Source organism: Paenibacillus sp. PK3_47 (assembly GCF_023520895.1).
Classification (GTDB): Bacteria; Bacillota; Bacilli; order Paenibacillales; family Paenibacillaceae; genus Paenibacillus_AQ.
In genome coordinates this window covers 5,389,273-5,404,159 of the sequence record NZ_CP026029.1, presented here as the reverse complement: position 1 = coordinate 5,404,159, position 14,887 = coordinate 5,389,273, and the positions used below count along the sequence as shown (strand labels likewise).

The following is a 14,887-nucleotide window of genomic DNA, read 5'->3' as shown; positions in this document are numbered from 1 at the left end:
ATTTTATTGTTCTTGTGCCGGCTGTCCGGGCTCCTTGTATTTGTCACCCAGCAGGTTTTTGAAATAATTCCGGTTGTACATCATGCTTGGATGGGACGGATAATATCTCAGCGCTGTCTCATTAAAAGCATTTGCCTTTTCGTGCTGCCCCAGACGGTCATAGCATAATGCCAGCTGAAGATTGGGCAGCCAGGTAGAAAACGCCTCATTATTTATCCCCATAGAATCATTCTGCTTCGGCAGCTGGACCGCCAGCTCATACCAATAGACTGCCTGATTCAATTGCCCTTTGTCCAGATGCCAGGCTCCGAGGCGGCAGCAGAACTCAGCCCGTGGCAAATCATACTGCAGCGTCCTGCACAATGCGTCAAAAACACCCTGCTTGTCTCCCAGCCGTTCACGGCATTCTGCCAGCCGCAGGCAGGCCATATAATTATCTTCGATCCAGCCTTTTCCATCCTCCAGGAACTGCTCATAATAGCGGCAGGCTTCCCCGTCCATTCCGTGCTCGCGCAGTTCGTTGGCATAATAGTACTGGTCACGGGGGGAGAACACCTCGCCCGCCTCAACCCGCTTTTGATAAATCCTCAGGTTACGGTCTGTGTAGACCTTGTCTTTGTCATGGGTAATGCACACATCACTGCTGTAAGCAGGGCCGTAGACCTCCAGATATTCATGCACTGGCCCAATCCACTTGAAGTTACAGCTGCGGCGGACCAGCCGGTTCCTGCGTAAAGACGTAACAACGTTGCCCTCCGCGTCAAAAGCCAGATTGTACTGCATATTCACACTGTCAATGCCGTCCGGCAGATTCTGCTTCAGTGCCCTGAACCGCTCCCGGTCAATCTCCTTCAGATAATCATCGGCATCAAGCCAGAGGATATAAGTTCTTGTAGCTTTACTGAATGCAAAATTCCGGGCCGCCGAAAAATCATCGATCCAGGTAAAATCGTAAATCACCGCTCCGAAGGAAGCTGCAATCTCTTTGGTCCTGTCCGTTGAGCCGGTGTCTATAAGGATGATCTCATCGGCAATCCCCTCCACCGAAGCCAGGCAGCGCGGCAGGCTGTTCTCCTCGTTGCGGACGATCATGCACAGGCTGATGTCTATCATGAACTTCTGGTCCCTCCTTATATCGCGGTAAATCTGAGCTTTTATAAAGATATGCATCTCAGGAGAACAAGGACCCCTGCTCTTACCCAATACACCTGCGGATTGCATTCAACCTCTGTGCTGCCGTCCGTCCGGATGTTAGATTTGTCACCTGTATATTACAAAATTGCAAAAGCTTTCATATGTAAAAATAGTATAGTGGTTAAGATTGGAACAAATATGGCGTCAGTCCCATCTTAACACAGTATGCTGAAAAGGAATGAGACTCAAGTGAATAAACCGGAAAATCCGCAGTGCATAAAATCACACTTGCTCACTTATGCCGCCGTGCTCATGCTGGCCGCGGGTCTGCTGGCCGGCTGTACCGGCACTAACCAATCTGCCGGGTCCGGTGATAACGGATCAGCCGCTATCACGACAGACAGAGCCGCACATGCTGTCCCAAGCACTGCACCCGATAATACAAAGAACCTGATTCTTAAATTCCCCTCATCCAGCAATGACGGCAAGGCGGTTACATTGCCCTTATTATTCATAAAATCTGTCCCCAGTCTGGATGACGGCACCAGGCCGGTGCATACAGCACTGCCTGCCCTCCCCGGGATGAGCTATCCGCTCCTGCCTTCAATGGAGAATCAGCCTCAGGCGGCAGGAGTCTATTTCACCGATAACGGGAGCGGTTATCTGCTGCTTGCTCCGGCTGGCTGGATCCCTTCGGCGAACACCGGTGCCAACGGTTCTTACGGAGTGACCTTTGAGGATCCGGATCAGCCGCAGCAGACGCTCACCTACTATGATAATACCTGGAGCTGCCAGGGCTGCGCGATCTCGGATATCGGCACTTATTTCCCGGAAAAGTCCGCCTGGGCGGAGGAACACGGATTCCCTGTCTATGAGCCGCTGGAATTCTCAGACCGTTATCTGCTGGGCACGGAGGGCGCAGACCTGCGGACTGTCCGTTATTCGATTGCAGCCGGCCAGGACGGTTATTTGAGCGAAGGCGCTGCCTATTATGAGGATGGCGAATGGGGGCATAGGGTCCGCCGGATCGAACTCCGCCTGTCTGCCGGTTCTCCTGAAGCCGCACTGCTGGAACCGGTTATCGGCTTCTTCACAGCCCATCATGGTGCACTGGACCTTCCTGCAGCAGATGCAAAAGCCGTATCGGAATGAAGTGTTTTCGCCTCCGCACAAAGCAATATGCTGAAAACCGCATTTTTGCGGACGCTGACAATGATTTTTGTTATAATATCGGGAGTATGGATTCTTCTGAATCAGAGTACGACCATTTATATACAAGAAGGAGACGTTACCCTTGAACAAAATCATCAAAACCTTAACCATTGCCGGCAGTGACTCCAGCGGAGGCGCAGGCATTCAGGCCGATCTCAAAACCTTTGAGGAGTACGGCACTTACGGCTTCAGCGCATTAACCACTATCGTAACCATGGACCCGGACAACGGCTGGCATCACAATGTCTATCCGGTTGACGCTCCCCTTGTTGCCGAGCAGCTCAAAACGATTTTCGCCGGCGGTCCTGTGGACGCAATGAAGACCGGTATGCTGGGAAGCGTGGAAATTGTACAGGTTGCAGAAAAAGCGATCAAAGACAACCTGCAGACTAATGTTGTCATTGACCCGGTAATGGTCTGCAAAGGGGAAGACGAGGTGCTGAATCCGGAGAGTGCAAACGCCATCCGCGATCTGCTGCTTCCGCTGGCTACCGTAGCCACTCCCAACCTGTTCGAAGCAGGCGTTCTTTCCGGTCTCGGCAAGCTGACCACCATTGACGAAATGAAAGAAGCTGCCCGCCTGATCCACAAGCTCGGCACCAAAAATGTTGTCGTTAAGGGCGGTAAAGCCCTCGGCGGTGACCTGGCCATTGACATCTTCTTCGACGGCAGCGAATTCACCGTGCTGGAAACTGCCAAAATTGAACCGGCCTATAACCACGGGGCAGGCTGCACCTTCGCGGCTGCCATCACCGGCGGCTTGGCGAACGGCCTGTCTGTTCAAGAAGCGGTTGCCAAAGCCAAGGACTTTGTTTCGGCGGCAATCCGGAATGGGTATGCATTCAATCAATATGTCGGCCCTGTGTTCCACGGCGGCTACCGGCTGGAGCGCTAAGACAAGCCTCCTTGAAGCAGGCGGAATTACCAGCCTGTCTTCCGGACTTGTAATTCAGCTGTAAATCAAATAACCCGTGTCCCTGGTTTACTGGGGGACACGGGTTATTTTTATTGGGACAAACAGGCTTCAGCCTACTCCCCGCTGCTCTTGGCAGTGATATGTTTGATCAGGCCGGCCGCCTTATCCACGGCATCTTCACCGAGTACACCAATGATCATTTCTTCGGTAGCATGGTTGATCGGCAGGGCCTTTACAAACTCCGAATCTATGATATCCACGCCATACAGCTCTTCCTCGCCGCTCTCTTCATTCGTTCCCCACTTCAGCCGGGTGTCATTTTTGGACAAGGTCCCGTCCGTGACAAGGGATTCCAGATTCTGAAATCCGTCCTGTCCGCCGATCCACTGCAGTGTTGCTTCATCCAGAATAATGATGTCGGGATGGTTCGCAGCCAGCTCCACTACAGCCTTCTGCATATAATTCATATCAAAGCTGTCCACACCGGGTCCCGTCCGCGGCAGATAGACCATATTGGTCTCCACACGCTTCCATTCCGGATACTGCTCCACAATAGCCTGATCCAGCGCAGCCGTCTGCCCGTCGGGGTCCTGTACGCCGAAATTGCCGAGGAACATAATCGTTGCATCCAGCGGCGGCAGGGAAGCCAGATATTTTTTATGCTGCACATTCTTATAAATAGCATTTCCTGCAACAGCAAGAACAATGATAGCAATAACCGAGATGATCACATGAGTTTTGTAGAGCCGCATGAAGTCTTCCCATTTGCTTGCAGCTCCGGACAGCTTGCCGTATTTCGCCAGCCGCTGCTCTTCGGCTTCCTGAATCTCCTGCTTATCCAGCGTATCAAGGATGAATTTGAAGGCCTGAAAATCCTCCTCCGGTGCCGATCTCTCCTCATCCTTTGATTTGGAACGCCGCCGTTTGAGCAGCAGATCAAACCGTTTATTAATCTCTTCTCTGGATACGTTTTCAGGCAGCCCCAGCCTGTCATATGCTTGCTTTAGCTTCTCATTCACATTCCATTCTCCTTTGGTATGTATGATCCCCGCTCTATTATGCTTCTGCAGGATCTCTGTAATCAAAGTCCACCTCTATATTATATATTTTACTGGCCTTCGACACAATTTTTGCTTCAGGAAACGTAAAGCGGTCAAATTTAACACTGCACCTGCCGGTAACATAAGAGGAGAGAAAATTATTAACACTACCGAAACCCTCATCGCCGCCATGCCATACCTCAAAGAAGCGGTCCGTGAAGATGTAGCAATCTCTGTTTATGACCGTGAAAAATTCCTTTAAACCGCTGAATGAATTATGGAGACCATAATTGACATCGAATCCTGATTAAAATAACAAAACCCCCTTCTCTCCGGAGTTGGGGGCTCTGCTGTAAGGTCTAAAAACAATTAAGATTTCGGGCTGATTCTGAAAACCGTAACGGACTGCTCGGGAAATTCATAACTAAAGCTGCTGCCAGCAGCACTTAGGCTGTGCTGTTTGGGCGAGACCAGCGCCGGCTGCTCAAAATTATTTTCGTCTTCGGGACGGTGTCCGGACAATTCATAAACTTCAATATTGATGCCTTCACCAGGCAAGTCAATTAGCCCGATGTCTGCTGCAATACTTTGCCCCTGAACATTTACAGCCTTAAGAATAATGTCTCCGGTTGCTTCTTCCCGGCTTGCCGTGTAGTACAGAGGTTCAATGACCGGAAGCTTATCCTCCGTCTCGTTGAACAGCTCTCCGTTGATGTAGGAGCGGATATGTCTTCCTGATACCTCCAGTGTCAGATCGTATTCCACATTAGTTTCCACAGTGAACATTGTGTGCGTCAGGGCAGTGTGCCTGTTTTGCACAATTGAGGTAATAATGGAATCCTGGTTCTGCCAGCCGCCGATCTCCCAGAAGAGATGATTTGCTTCATCCTGTTTGCCAAAATAAATCCGGAACCCCTTATGCCCCGCAGTCCGTACGGCCTTCAGCTTCAGCGTATACTGTTCCCAATCGGTTACGCCTAGCTCAAACACTTCAGGATCCTTGCCGTTCAGCGCCGGGTCAGGCAGCTTTGACACTGTAATCCCTGATGAGGAGCTGCCGAATGTCTTCACTTCACCCGTCAAATTATTCGTCAGGGTAATCCCGGAGAACCTGGCCGAAGCAGCATCCACCGCCAGTGTCAGCGCTCCGGTAATCGGCGGATTGCCGCTGGTCTGTGGAGGCGCGAACCCTTCAGCTTCAACTCCAAGCAAGTGATCCCCTTGATGGTTCATGAACAGCTTCTGTACATAATAATTGGCTGTACCGTATACTTCATGATTGTTAAACCAGATCATATCCGGCTTCCAGTTGACATAATCCACATTGCAGAGCATAGGCGCATAACAGGCCAGTCCTACCGCATGGGCATTGTTCTGCAGGCCGGTCATGAAGGCAGCTTCCACCAGCGCATTATAGTAGGTATTGCCCCAGGAAGCATATTCCCCCAGGAAAACCTTCGGTTCATCACCTTTAAAATGATCATAACGGTGGTGGTTGGCGAGGAACCATTCCGGACTGGAATAGTAATGCTCGTCTACGAGATCGGATTGATGTTCTCTGGCAGAGTTCCAGCCCCGCTCATATTCCGCACCGGCCGAGAACGGTCCGCTTGAGTTGATGACTTTAATATCAGGATATCTCTCTTTGATCGCCCTGTGGAAATACGGATACCGTTCAAAGAACGGCTCACCCACTTCTTCATTGCCGATACCGACATATTCCAGTCCAAAAGGCTCCGGATGCCCGAGTTCAGCCCGGATACCGCCCCACTTCGTACTTGTATCCCCGTTCGCAAACTCAATCAGATCCAGCGCATCATCGATCCACGGCTTCAGCTCACCGACCGGAACGATCCGTTTATGATGCGGGTCATACGCCCCTGGCAGAACCGGGATCGGCTTGGCACCGATATCCTCACAGAACTGAAAGTATTCATAATAGCCAAGCCCCAGCGTCTGGTTATAGCTCCAGTTGTTGCGTCTGGCCGGCCGCTGGGCTACATCACCGAGCGTGTTCTTCCATCTGTACATCGAATCCCGGTCATCCGGGTTCAGAGAGCCGTCATGGACAAGGCAGCCGCCCGGAAAACGCATGAACTTCGGCTTCATATCCTTAAGCAGCAACGCAATATCCTCCCGCAGGCCTCCGGGTCTGTTCAAAAATGTCTTTTCCGGAAACAGCGAGATCATATCCAGGTACACCCTGCCGCTCCCCTTGGCCAGAACAACAAGCCGGCTGCTGTAATCGGTAGCTTTTGCCTCAATAACGCCCTCATATTTGGCCCATTCCGTGCTGTTCACCGTGATGAAGGTTTCTCCGTGAACCCCGCCGTCAGCGCTTTCAATCCGGATGCTTAAGGGGCTGTCAAAGCTTGCGTCGCGGCGGGCGTACATCGAGAACTGGTATTGCCCGCCTTCCTTGACCGGAATCCCCGAGTTAAACCCGAGATTCATAATTCCGACACCGCTGCCTTCCTCCACGATATCGATGACTGCATAATGCAGGTTGCGTTCATTTAAAGGCCGGCTGTCTTCTACCGTAAGTTTAGCTTGTCCATTCCCCCGCTGCACAGCCTCCCAGGCTGTTAATGCATGATAGTCCTTATTGTCGATAGGATCAAATTCAAATGACCGGTTCTGTACAAGCTCGGCATAGAGCCCCCCGTCTGCCGCATGATTGAGATCCTCAAAGAAAATTCCGAAGAGATCACCCAACTCCGCGCCCTTCTGTCCTGTCAGTACCTTTAAAGCCGCTTTTGTCTCCATCATTTCACCGCTTCCCTTAGCTTAGTAAACGTTGTCCAATTACATTAACATTTATATTAATTAGTTAGTACATACACTAATTATTATAGGTGCTTCACTTCCGGTTCGTCAACTGAATCCCGTTAACCCGCAGTTCTGGCAAGTGATATAAATCATTGTTATACTAATCGTGTCCGGGCGTCTTGCGGAAGAATAAAATGATCCAGTACAGGAGGAAACATTATGGAGGTTTTTGCGGAGTTCACAGCACAGATAGCTGACCCGGAGAACAGGCAGCGGACGGAAGAGGTACTGGAGTGGGTATCGGAGACATTCCCCGAACTTGAACCCAAAATCGCCTGGAAACAGCCTATGTTCACTCACCACGGGACGTTTATCATAGGCTTCAGCGTTTCCAAGCAGCATTTGGCTGTCGCTCCGGAGAAGGCGGGGATTAACCGGTTTAGCGGGGACATTGTGCAGGCAGGCTATGATCACACCAAAGAGCTGGTACGCATCAAGTGGAACGGGCCGGTTGATTACGCATTACTTGAGCAAATGATCCGGTTTAACATTGAGGATAAGGCAGACTGTACAACCTTTTGGCGGTAATTATAATCAGCCTAATTCCATGACTGCAAATTCCATGCTGTTGCCCGGATTCTGCTTGATGAAGGCACCTATGACATTAAATCCGGCGGTGTGATACAGGGAGATAGCCCTCTTGTTAAATGCGGCGACAGTCAGTCTGTATTTATCAGGCTTAAATTCGGCTGCGGCAAAGTCAAGACCTGCTCTCAGAAAACCAAGTCCGCGTCCCATTCCCGTATATTCCGGTTTCAGCCCAAGCCCGATATCAAGCACATGGTCTCCTGTGTACAATCCCTGCTCCGTTCCTCCGGGAACCCGGGCATTTTGGCCGAAGCAAAAGAAACCGATCAGTTCATGGTCATAGGTATGTACAGCGTAATAGGAACCGTCCATCAGCTCCCCGATATCTTCCGGATCGTTCGAGTTATACATGGAATACGGGGGCTCGTATTTCCAATCCGCAATTTGTCTTGCCTCTTGCTCTTCCATCCGGCTAAACCGGTATACTACTGTTGTATTATTATTCATGTTCACAACTCTCTCCTATTCGATCCGGTTTTACACACAAAGGGGTTAATCGGCGTGTACAAATATATTAAAGGATTTCTCCAGGCTTGGACAGATTATCCCCTTCAGCCTGGAAGTTATATCGGTGACAGATACAAAGTGATATCGCCCATCGGGCTGGGCAGCTACGGTATTACTTACCGGTGCCTGGATGAACAGCATCAGCAGACCGTAGCGGTCAAGCAGGCCAAGCCGAGCAAGAAAGGAACCGGGCAGCAAATGCTGGCCTGGGAAAAAGAAGTGATGTCAGCGCTTGAGCATCCCTTCATTCCGGCCTGCCGGGACTTTTTTGAAGAAAAGCGCTCTGTATCGCTAGTAATCGATTATATCGAAGGGAAAACGCTGGAGGACTCCATTTTTGCAGAAGGCAGGACGTTCGGGGAAAGAGATACCGTAAACTGGACGCTGCAGCTGATGGAGCGCGTGAAATATATACATGATAAAGGTTTTGTTCACCTCGATCTGCGTATACCGAACGTAATTATGAAGGAAGATCAGCTCTATTTAATCGATTTTGGCCTTTCGGCTCCGCTCGGTAACAGCGGTTCGGATCTTTATAAGCAGATTAAAGCAGGCTTCAACAGTACAACACCGTCAAAGCCTGCCATGATACAGTCGGATTTATATGATATCGGACATCTGATGCTTTTCATGCTTTACTCTCAATTCAGCCCTGAACCCGATGCTCCGGAAGCAGGCTGGATGGAAGAATTACAGCTCTCCGGTGAACTCAGGGAAATTCTCCTCAGGCTGCTTGAAGAAGGCAACCCTTATCCGGACACTTCCGGGTTCGTCTCCGATTTGGAACGGATTCTTCCGGGGCTCCGCTGAGGAAAGAATCAGCTGGAGCTTCCGTATCTGTTCTTGTAATATTTATGCCCCTTATGCCCGCTGCCGTGACGGTAATCTGAAGAGCTGCCTCTTTTCGGCCTGTAACCGCTGCTGGAATAACGGTAGGACATGCGCTTTTTACCGGAACTGGAATAATGAGCGTTCCCTCTCCTTCCCCGGTGACTGCTGGAATGCTTGTGGTGTCCCGAATTCTGGGCAGAGTGAATCACCTTTTGTATCAGCTTTTTGAACATAAAATCGCCTCCTCTATTATTCTTATGCAGACTGAAATGCTGGGGATTAGATTATATAAAAATTAGACCATATTTTTTGCCCATGTGCAAATTTGTGGCTTAATAATCTCTTTTGTGCCCCTTTTTCACCTGCTCCCAGTCGGCCTCCACATTCTTTCTCACCTTTACAAGAAGCTTATAAAGCGTCTCTGTTTCTTCGTCAGAAACCCCCTGCAGAGCCATCCTGTCGGAGTAATTCCCCTCTCTCATCAGAAAAGGGTAGACCTCCCTGCCTTTGTCAGTGGCGTAGATTTTTTTGATTTTTTTGTTTTCCCCGTCACTTTTCTTCTCGATCATCCCCTGCAGCTCCAGCTTCTGCACCGCCCGGGCGGCCGTTGTACGGTCCACCTTGATCATTTCAGCAAGCTTTTCCTGAATAATGCCCGGGTTCTCGCAGATCCGTACCAAATATAAATATTGCCCCCGGGTGAGATCAATTTCCTTAAATTCAATATTGCTGATGGAATCAAGCGCCCTGGCGATCATTCCAATTTCACGGAGGATTTCTTTCATCTGCAAAACTCCCAGTTTATATTTTTGTTGCATATACAACATTATTGGAGTAACTTTATAAAGCGGATAATTGAATTATGACTTGTCCCGCCTAAGAAATCCATCATAAAGGACTGAAGAGCATTGAATACCAGTACAGTGATCATTACAGAGGAACCGCAGCTGCAGGCAGCTAAGGAAATTAGACAAGAGGTTTTTGTGAAGGAACAGGGCGTGCCTCTGGAAGAGGAATTCGATGCTTTTGATACACTGGATGCCGGCTGTACGCATATTCTGGTATACCATAACGGCCAGGCTGCAGGGACCGGCAGAATCAGAGAGGTGGAGGGTCTGGGCAAGCTGGAAAGAATCTGTCTGCTCCCCGCATTCCGCAAATACGGACTCGGCAGGGTTATCATTCAGTCACTGGAGGAGATTGCCGCAGACAAAGGGATCAGCAAGGTTAAGCTGCACGGGCAGACCCAGGCGGAAGGCTTTTATCACAAGCTTGGCTACACTACTTCCTCAGAAATGTTCATGGAAGACGGCATTCCCCATGTCCTGATGACCAGAACACTGATTAATGAGTAACACTGCGGCCAGATTCAGCCTTTATGTATCCGGCATTATCATACTCTCCCTCGGGATTACCCTTACAATCCAGTCCTCCCTCGGTGTATCGCCATATGATGCTCTGCTGGTGGGTTTGTCACAACAAGCCGGACTGACCATAGGCAGCTGGGAGGTCATTCTGGCGTTTATCATGATTTTCAGCAATGCGCTGATGGTCAGGCAGATGCCTGAATTTTCAGGGCTGCTTACCGCTTTTATTACCGGTCTCGGCATTGATCTGTGGCATCTGCTGGTTACCGTTGTGCTGCAGCCAGAGCATTTGATCGGCAGGATCAGTTGTCTGGCAGCAGGGCTTGTGCTGATCGGGCTGGGAACGGCTGTCTACCTGCATGCCCGGTTTGCACCGATTCCGCTGGACCGGCTGATGTTAATTCTGCGCCAAAAGACCGGGATGAGCATTCTGAGCGCAAGAACTGCGATTTATGTAGTTTTTCTGGCCATGGCCGCGCTGCTGCAAGGGCCGATAGGACCCGGGACACTGGCTACTGTCCTGCTGGGCGGTCCGCTCCTCAATCTGTTCATGCCGTATATCGGCTCCAGGCTCAAGCTGTATTCCGCATCCGGCAAAACGGGCCGGGTATCTTAGTTCTGCTATAAGCCTTGGATAATTCCTTCGGCATTTATGCATAATATAGGCAAATTCAAGAGGAGGAGCTTATCATGCGAATGTCTGGAAACCGGCTTTGGATTGCGGCATTAGGCGGAGTACATGAGATTGGCAAAAACATGTATCTTCTGCAATACGCCGAAGATATTATTGTCATAGATTGCGGATCAAAATTTCCGGATGAAAGCCTGCTTGGCATAGATCTGATCATTCCCGATATTGCCTATCTGCTCAGCAATGCCGACAAGGTTCGTGCACTGGTGGTCACACACGGCCATGAGGATCATATCGGCGGCATCCCCTATCTGCTGAAGCAGCTCAATATACCGGTCTATGCTTCACGCCTGACCCTGGGACTGATCGAGAACAAGCTGAAGGAGCATGGCCTTCTTCGCCAGACAGAGCTGCATACGATTGATGCAGATTCTGCACTGAATTTCGGCTCAATTACCACTACCTTCTTCAAAACTAACCACAGTATTCCTGACTGCCTGGGCGTCGTATTTGATACACCGGAGGGAACCGTTGTTCATACAGGCGATTTTAAATTTGATATGACCCCGGTGAACCGGCAGTACCCGGATATTCACAAAATGGCGGAAATCGGCAAAAAGGGCGTCAGATTTCTGCTCTCTGAGAGCACCAATGCAGAACGTCCCGGCTTCACCCCTTCCGAGCGGCTGGTAGGAGGCCATATGGAGGAAGCGTTCCAGAAGGCGGAGCGGCGGATTTTCGTATCCACCTTCGCCTCCAATGTCCACCGGCTGCAGCAGATTGTGGATGCGGCGGCCCTTACCGGCCGCAAGCTGGCTCTGCTCGGCCGCAGCATGGTCAACGTCGTCGGAGTCGCCCAGGAGCTGGGATACCTGAACGTTCCTGAAGGCATGCTGGTGGAAACGGCGGAAGCAGCCAAGCTGGAACCTGAGAGAATTGCCGTGCTTTGTACCGGCAGCCAGGGCGAGCCGATGGCCGCGCTATCCCGGCTGGCGAATTCAAGCCACAGGCAGCTTGCAATTGAAGCCGGGGACACGGTGCTGATTGCCGCGAACCCGATTCCCGGCAATGAGCGCAACGTGGCCCGGATTGTAGATAATCTGTACATTCTCGGGGCGAAGGTGATTTACGGCTCCAGAAGTGAGCTGCATGTCTCGGGTCATGGCAGCCAGGAAGAGCTCAAGCTGATGCTGACGCTCATGAAGCCGGAATATTTCATTCCGATTCATGGTGAATACCGCATGCTGCATCACCACAGCCTGCTCGCAGAAGCAGTCGGCGTGGACAGCAGCAAAATCTTCATCCTGAGAAACGGGGATATCGTGGAGTCGAGCGGCGGGACCGTCCGCCAGCCTGCCCGGCTGCCTGCCGGACAGATTCTCGTTGACGGGCTGGGCATTGGCGATATCGGCAATGTCGTACTGCGCGACCGCAGACAGCTGTCTGCCGACGGTATCCTGATTACAGTGATCACCTTGAGCCAGAATGACGGCAGACTATTGAACGAGCCGGATACCATCTCCAGAGGCTTTGTATACATCCGCAATTCCGAAACCCTGATCGAGGAGATCAACCAGCTGGTTACCGCTACGCTGAACAAAATGAACAAAAATGACCTCGGGCAATGGAATGTCATGAAATCGACGATCAAGGATACGCTGGGCAAATTCCTGTATGAAAAAACGAAACGCCGGCCGATGATTCTCCCCATTATTATTGAAGTGTAACAGAGAATTATGCTGCAACATCTTTGGGTTTACGGGCATACTACTCCTGTTTCACATTTCACAATAAAGGAGCTTATCTATGACTGGAATTTTAGGCGGTAATCCCAAAGACGAACCCTTGCATTACGGAGAAATTTTCGGCATCTGGTCAGCCTCTACAATGGCGAAGGGCGCAGTGTCCTGTTACCGTGCCTACTTGAACCATGCCGGGGACCACGATCTGAAGAAAATTCTCGGCCAGCTGATCGATCAGGCGGAGCTGGAAATCAGCGAGTGTGACACGCTGCTGAATGACAACGGCATTGCCGCTGCTCCTGCAATGCCGCACAGACCCGAAGTCAAGCTTGAGGATATTCCGGTCGGCGCCAGATTTGCAGACCAGGAAATCGCTGCAAAAATCGCTGCTGAAACAGCAGCCGGCCTGGTTGCCTGCAGCCAGGTGATGGGCCAGGCCATCCGCGAGGATGTCGGGGCGCTGTTTGGCAAATATCATGCGACCAAAGCCGCGCTGGGGATGAAAATCCTGCACATGAACAAGAAAAAAGGCTGGCTGATTCCTCCGCCGCTTCAAATTAAGCGTCCGGAAGCCGTTGAAGCCTAACAAATAACAATCGCTCTTCAGCTGTAAAACGCTCCCCATACAGTCAACAGGCAAAGAACAATAAGCCTGCTGCTATATGGGGAGTTTTTTATGCCGTTCACAGGTGAAACAACAAAAAAGCCTCAGTCCGTTTGTATTCAGGACCAAGGCTCACATCTCTGTATTCGTGTCAGCGGGCTTTCTGTCTGATAACAAGCTTTCCTGTAACTGAGGCCGGCCTTCTGTTTCGTGTACCGCCGCTTTTCCCCTTTTCTCCCGAGCTCGGTTTTACCGCGAATAATGTCAATAATCCGCCGACAGCGCCCACGGCAGCCATAGTCCCGAACAGCGCCCAATGCCCGCTGGGCATCAGAAGGGAAACGACAGGAGGTCCCAGGGCCACCCCGATGAATCTCATGCTGCTGTACAGGGAGGTGATCGTTCCGCGGTTCTCTTTATCAATTCCCTCTGTAATCAGCGCATCCATACAAGGCAGGGCAATACCGATTCCGATTCCGCTTAAGCTCAATAATCCGACCATAAAATAAATACCGCTGTAAAAGCCCGTGACAACCATAGCTGCGGTAAGCAATGCCATTCCGCCAAAGCCCAGCCATTTCATCAGCTTCTTATTTTGCCCGATGACCTTACCTGTTCCATAGGAGGCCAGACAGAGCAGCGCCAGCGGAATAGCCAGCACGAATCCTTTGGCCGCACCGTGAAGATTGTATTTCGACTCCAGCGTCTCGGATAAATAGAACAGCACCGCAAAGGTAACAAACATGCAGATTCCGCCAATGGCAAAGATGGCATACAGCCAGCGGCCTTTTTCATGCAGAATTTCTTTGATTTCCGATAAAAACTGCCGTAAGCTCTTGGGCTCCGGCGCCTCTTCCTTCTTCGGCTTTTTGACCAGAAATATGACCAGCACAAAGGAAAAGAGACACAGGATCGGGATAGCTATAAAAGGCGCATACCACAAAATAGTACCCAAATATGCGCCCAGAATCGGACTGAGCACCTTCCCGAAGGTATTCGAGGTCTCGATAATCCCCAGTCCCTTACTGACCTCCTTTTCATCCTTGAACAGATCTCCGACAAACGGAATGACGATCGGGAATGCGCCTGCCGCTCCGATCCCCTGAAGCAGACGCCCGGCAAGGATTACCCAGTATGCGGATACGCCATCCATAAACCATGCGGCCAGGACACAGACTGCCCCCCCCAGAGCAGCAAGGATCAGAGCCGGAAGAATGACGATTTTGCGACCGTAGCGGTCGGACAAATAACCTGCAACCGGAATCATTACAATAGCAATAAGCCCATATACCGTAATAATCATACTGACCTTGAATGCGTTAATACCGAGCTCTTTCGAAATTTGCGGAAGAACCGGCAGCAACATTGAATTCCCGAGCGTCATGATCAGCGGTATGGAGGCAAGCGCGATTAAAGCCCCTTTTTTCCCTTTCATGGAGAGACCACCCTTTTTCTTTTTGACATCATGTCCTACAAAGCCTCCCAG

The 14,887-nt window shown here is 50.7% G+C and carries 15 protein-coding genes; 8 read left to right on the top strand and 7 right to left on the bottom strand.

Annotated elements, in window-relative coordinates:
* Positions 1-3: 3 nt before the first annotated feature.
* A complete protein-coding gene (locus tag C2I18_RS23380) occupies positions 4-1,113 on the bottom strand; it encodes a glycosyltransferase (RefSeq protein ID WP_249898116.1) in 1,110 nt (369 codons plus the stop codon).
* Between the two features lie 270 nt (positions 1,114-1,383).
* On the opposite strand from C2I18_RS23380, the gene C2I18_RS23375 reads away from it, so the two are divergent.
* Complete coding sequence (locus C2I18_RS23375; RefSeq protein ID WP_249898115.1) at positions 1,384-2,286, top strand: DUF4850 domain-containing protein; 903 nt, start codon at positions 1,384-1,386, stop codon at positions 2,284-2,286.
* Positions 2,287-2,428: 142 nt separating this feature from the next.
* Complete coding sequence (gene thiD / locus C2I18_RS23370) at positions 2,429-3,241, top strand: bifunctional hydroxymethylpyrimidine kinase/phosphomethylpyrimidine kinase (RefSeq protein WP_249898114.1); 813 nt, start codon at positions 2,429-2,431, stop codon at positions 3,239-3,241.
* Positions 3,242-3,375: 134 nt separating this feature from the next.
* On the opposite strand, the gene C2I18_RS23365 is transcribed toward thiD, so the two are convergent.
* Together C2I18_RS23365 and C2I18_RS23360 are read right to left on the bottom strand one after the other, a co-directional pair.
* Positions 3,376-4,281, bottom strand: a complete 906-nt coding sequence (locus C2I18_RS23365; protein ID WP_249898113.1) for a molecular chaperone DnaJ — start codon at positions 4,279-4,281, stop codon at positions 3,376-3,378.
* Positions 4,282-4,671: 390 nt separating this feature from the next.
* Positions 4,672-7,071: an alpha-L-arabinofuranosidase C-terminal domain-containing protein gene (locus tag C2I18_RS23360; RefSeq protein WP_249898112.1), complete on the bottom strand. Its 2,400-nt coding sequence runs from the start codon at positions 7,069-7,071 to the stop codon at positions 4,672-4,674.
* A 219-nt stretch (positions 7,072-7,290) separates the two neighbouring features.
* Here C2I18_RS23360 and C2I18_RS23355 point away from each other — a divergent pair, with 219 nt between their 5' ends.
* A complete protein-coding gene (locus C2I18_RS23355) occupies positions 7,291-7,659 on the top strand; it encodes an iron chaperone (protein WP_249898111.1) in 369 nt (122 codons plus the stop codon).
* A gap of 6 nt (positions 7,660-7,665) precedes the next feature.
* On the opposite strand, the gene C2I18_RS23350 is transcribed toward C2I18_RS23355, so the two are convergent.
* Entirely contained in the window at positions 7,666-8,166 is a 501-nt protein-coding gene (locus C2I18_RS23350) for a GNAT family N-acetyltransferase (protein WP_249898110.1), read from the bottom strand.
* 54 nt (positions 8,167-8,220) lie between these two features.
* On the opposite strand from C2I18_RS23350, the gene C2I18_RS23345 reads away from it, so the two are divergent.
* Positions 8,221-9,036, top strand: coding sequence for a serine/threonine protein kinase (locus C2I18_RS23345; protein ID WP_249898109.1), 816 nt, complete (start codon positions 8,221-8,223; stop codon positions 9,034-9,036).
* An 8-nt stretch (positions 9,037-9,044) separates the two neighbouring features.
* On the opposite strand, the gene C2I18_RS23340 is transcribed toward C2I18_RS23345, so the two are convergent.
* A complete protein-coding gene (locus tag C2I18_RS23340; protein ID WP_249902322.1) occupies positions 9,045-9,290 on the bottom strand; it encodes a hypothetical protein in 246 nt (81 codons plus the stop codon).
* Between the two features lie 99 nt (positions 9,291-9,389).
* Positions 9,390-9,842, bottom strand: coding sequence for a MarR family winged helix-turn-helix transcriptional regulator (locus C2I18_RS23335; protein ID WP_249898108.1), 453 nt, complete (start codon positions 9,840-9,842; stop codon positions 9,390-9,392).
* A gap of 123 nt (positions 9,843-9,965) precedes the next feature.
* Between C2I18_RS23335 and C2I18_RS23330 the strand changes: the two genes are divergently transcribed.
* The 4 genes from C2I18_RS23330 to C2I18_RS23315 all read left to right on the top strand — a co-directional run bounded on the left by C2I18_RS23330 (position 9,966) and on the right by C2I18_RS23315 (position 13,383).
* On the top strand, positions 9,966-10,412 hold the full coding sequence (locus C2I18_RS23330; protein ID WP_249898107.1) for a GNAT family N-acetyltransferase: 447 nt from the start codon (positions 9,966-9,968) through the stop codon (positions 10,410-10,412).
* On the top strand, positions 10,405-11,040 hold the full coding sequence (locus C2I18_RS23325) for a YczE/YyaS/YitT family protein (RefSeq protein ID WP_249898106.1): 636 nt from the start codon (positions 10,405-10,407) through the stop codon (positions 11,038-11,040). The genes C2I18_RS23330 and C2I18_RS23325 overlap by 8 nt, the downstream gene beginning before the upstream one ends.
* A gap of 74 nt (positions 11,041-11,114) precedes the next feature.
* On the top strand, positions 11,115-12,782 hold the full coding sequence (locus C2I18_RS23320) for a ribonuclease J (RefSeq protein WP_249898105.1): 1,668 nt from the start codon (positions 11,115-11,117) through the stop codon (positions 12,780-12,782).
* A 79-nt stretch (positions 12,783-12,861) separates the two neighbouring features.
* The gene (locus C2I18_RS23315; RefSeq protein WP_249898104.1) at positions 12,862-13,383 is read left to right on the top strand and encodes a DUF3231 family protein; all 522 of its coding nucleotides are present in this window, start codon (positions 12,862-12,864) and stop codon (positions 13,381-13,383) included.
* Positions 13,384-13,552: 169 nt separating this feature from the next.
* Here the strand turns inward: C2I18_RS23315 and bcbE are convergent, their stop codons facing one another.
* Positions 13,553-14,836 (bottom strand): bacillibactin exporter BcbE, encoded by a 1,284-nt coding sequence (bcbE, locus tag C2I18_RS23310; protein ID WP_249898103.1) that lies wholly within the window; start codon positions 14,834-14,836, stop codon positions 13,553-13,555.
* Positions 14,837-14,887 lie beyond the last annotated feature (51 nt).

Excerpts from the sequence above, each read along its gene's own strand:
- C2I18_RS23360 (WP_249898112.1), bottom strand. The coding sequence starts at position 7,071 with ATGATGGAGACAAAAGCGGCTTTAAAGGTACTGACAGGACAGAAGGGC.
- bcbE (WP_249898103.1), bottom strand. The coding sequence starts at position 14,836 with ATGAAAGGGAAAAAAGGGGCTTTAATCGCGCTTGCCTCCATACCGCTG.
- C2I18_RS23355 (WP_249898111.1), top strand. The coding sequence starts at position 7,291 with ATGGAGGTTTTTGCGGAGTTCACAGCACAGATAGCTGACCCGGAGAAC.
- C2I18_RS23320 (WP_249898105.1), top strand. The coding sequence starts at position 11,115 with ATGCGAATGTCTGGAAACCGGCTTTGGATTGCGGCATTAGGCGGAGTA.
- C2I18_RS23380 (WP_249898116.1), bottom strand. The coding sequence starts at position 1,113 with ATGATAGACATCAGCCTGTGCATGATCGTCCGCAACGAGGAGAACAGC.
- C2I18_RS23340 (WP_249902322.1), bottom strand. The coding sequence starts at position 9,290 with ATGTTCAAAAAGCTGATACAAAAGGTGATTCACTCTGCCCAGAATTCG.
- C2I18_RS23350 (WP_249898110.1), bottom strand. The coding sequence starts at position 8,166 with ATGAATAATAATACAACAGTAGTATACCGGTTTAGCCGGATGGAAGAG.
- C2I18_RS23315 (WP_249898104.1), top strand. The coding sequence starts at position 12,862 with ATGACTGGAATTTTAGGCGGTAATCCCAAAGACGAACCCTTGCATTAC.
- C2I18_RS23335 (WP_249898108.1), bottom strand. The coding sequence starts at position 9,842 with ATGAAAGAAATCCTCCGTGAAATTGGAATGATCGCCAGGGCGCTTGAT.
- C2I18_RS23325 (WP_249898106.1), top strand. The coding sequence starts at position 10,405 with ATGAGTAACACTGCGGCCAGATTCAGCCTTTATGTATCCGGCATTATC.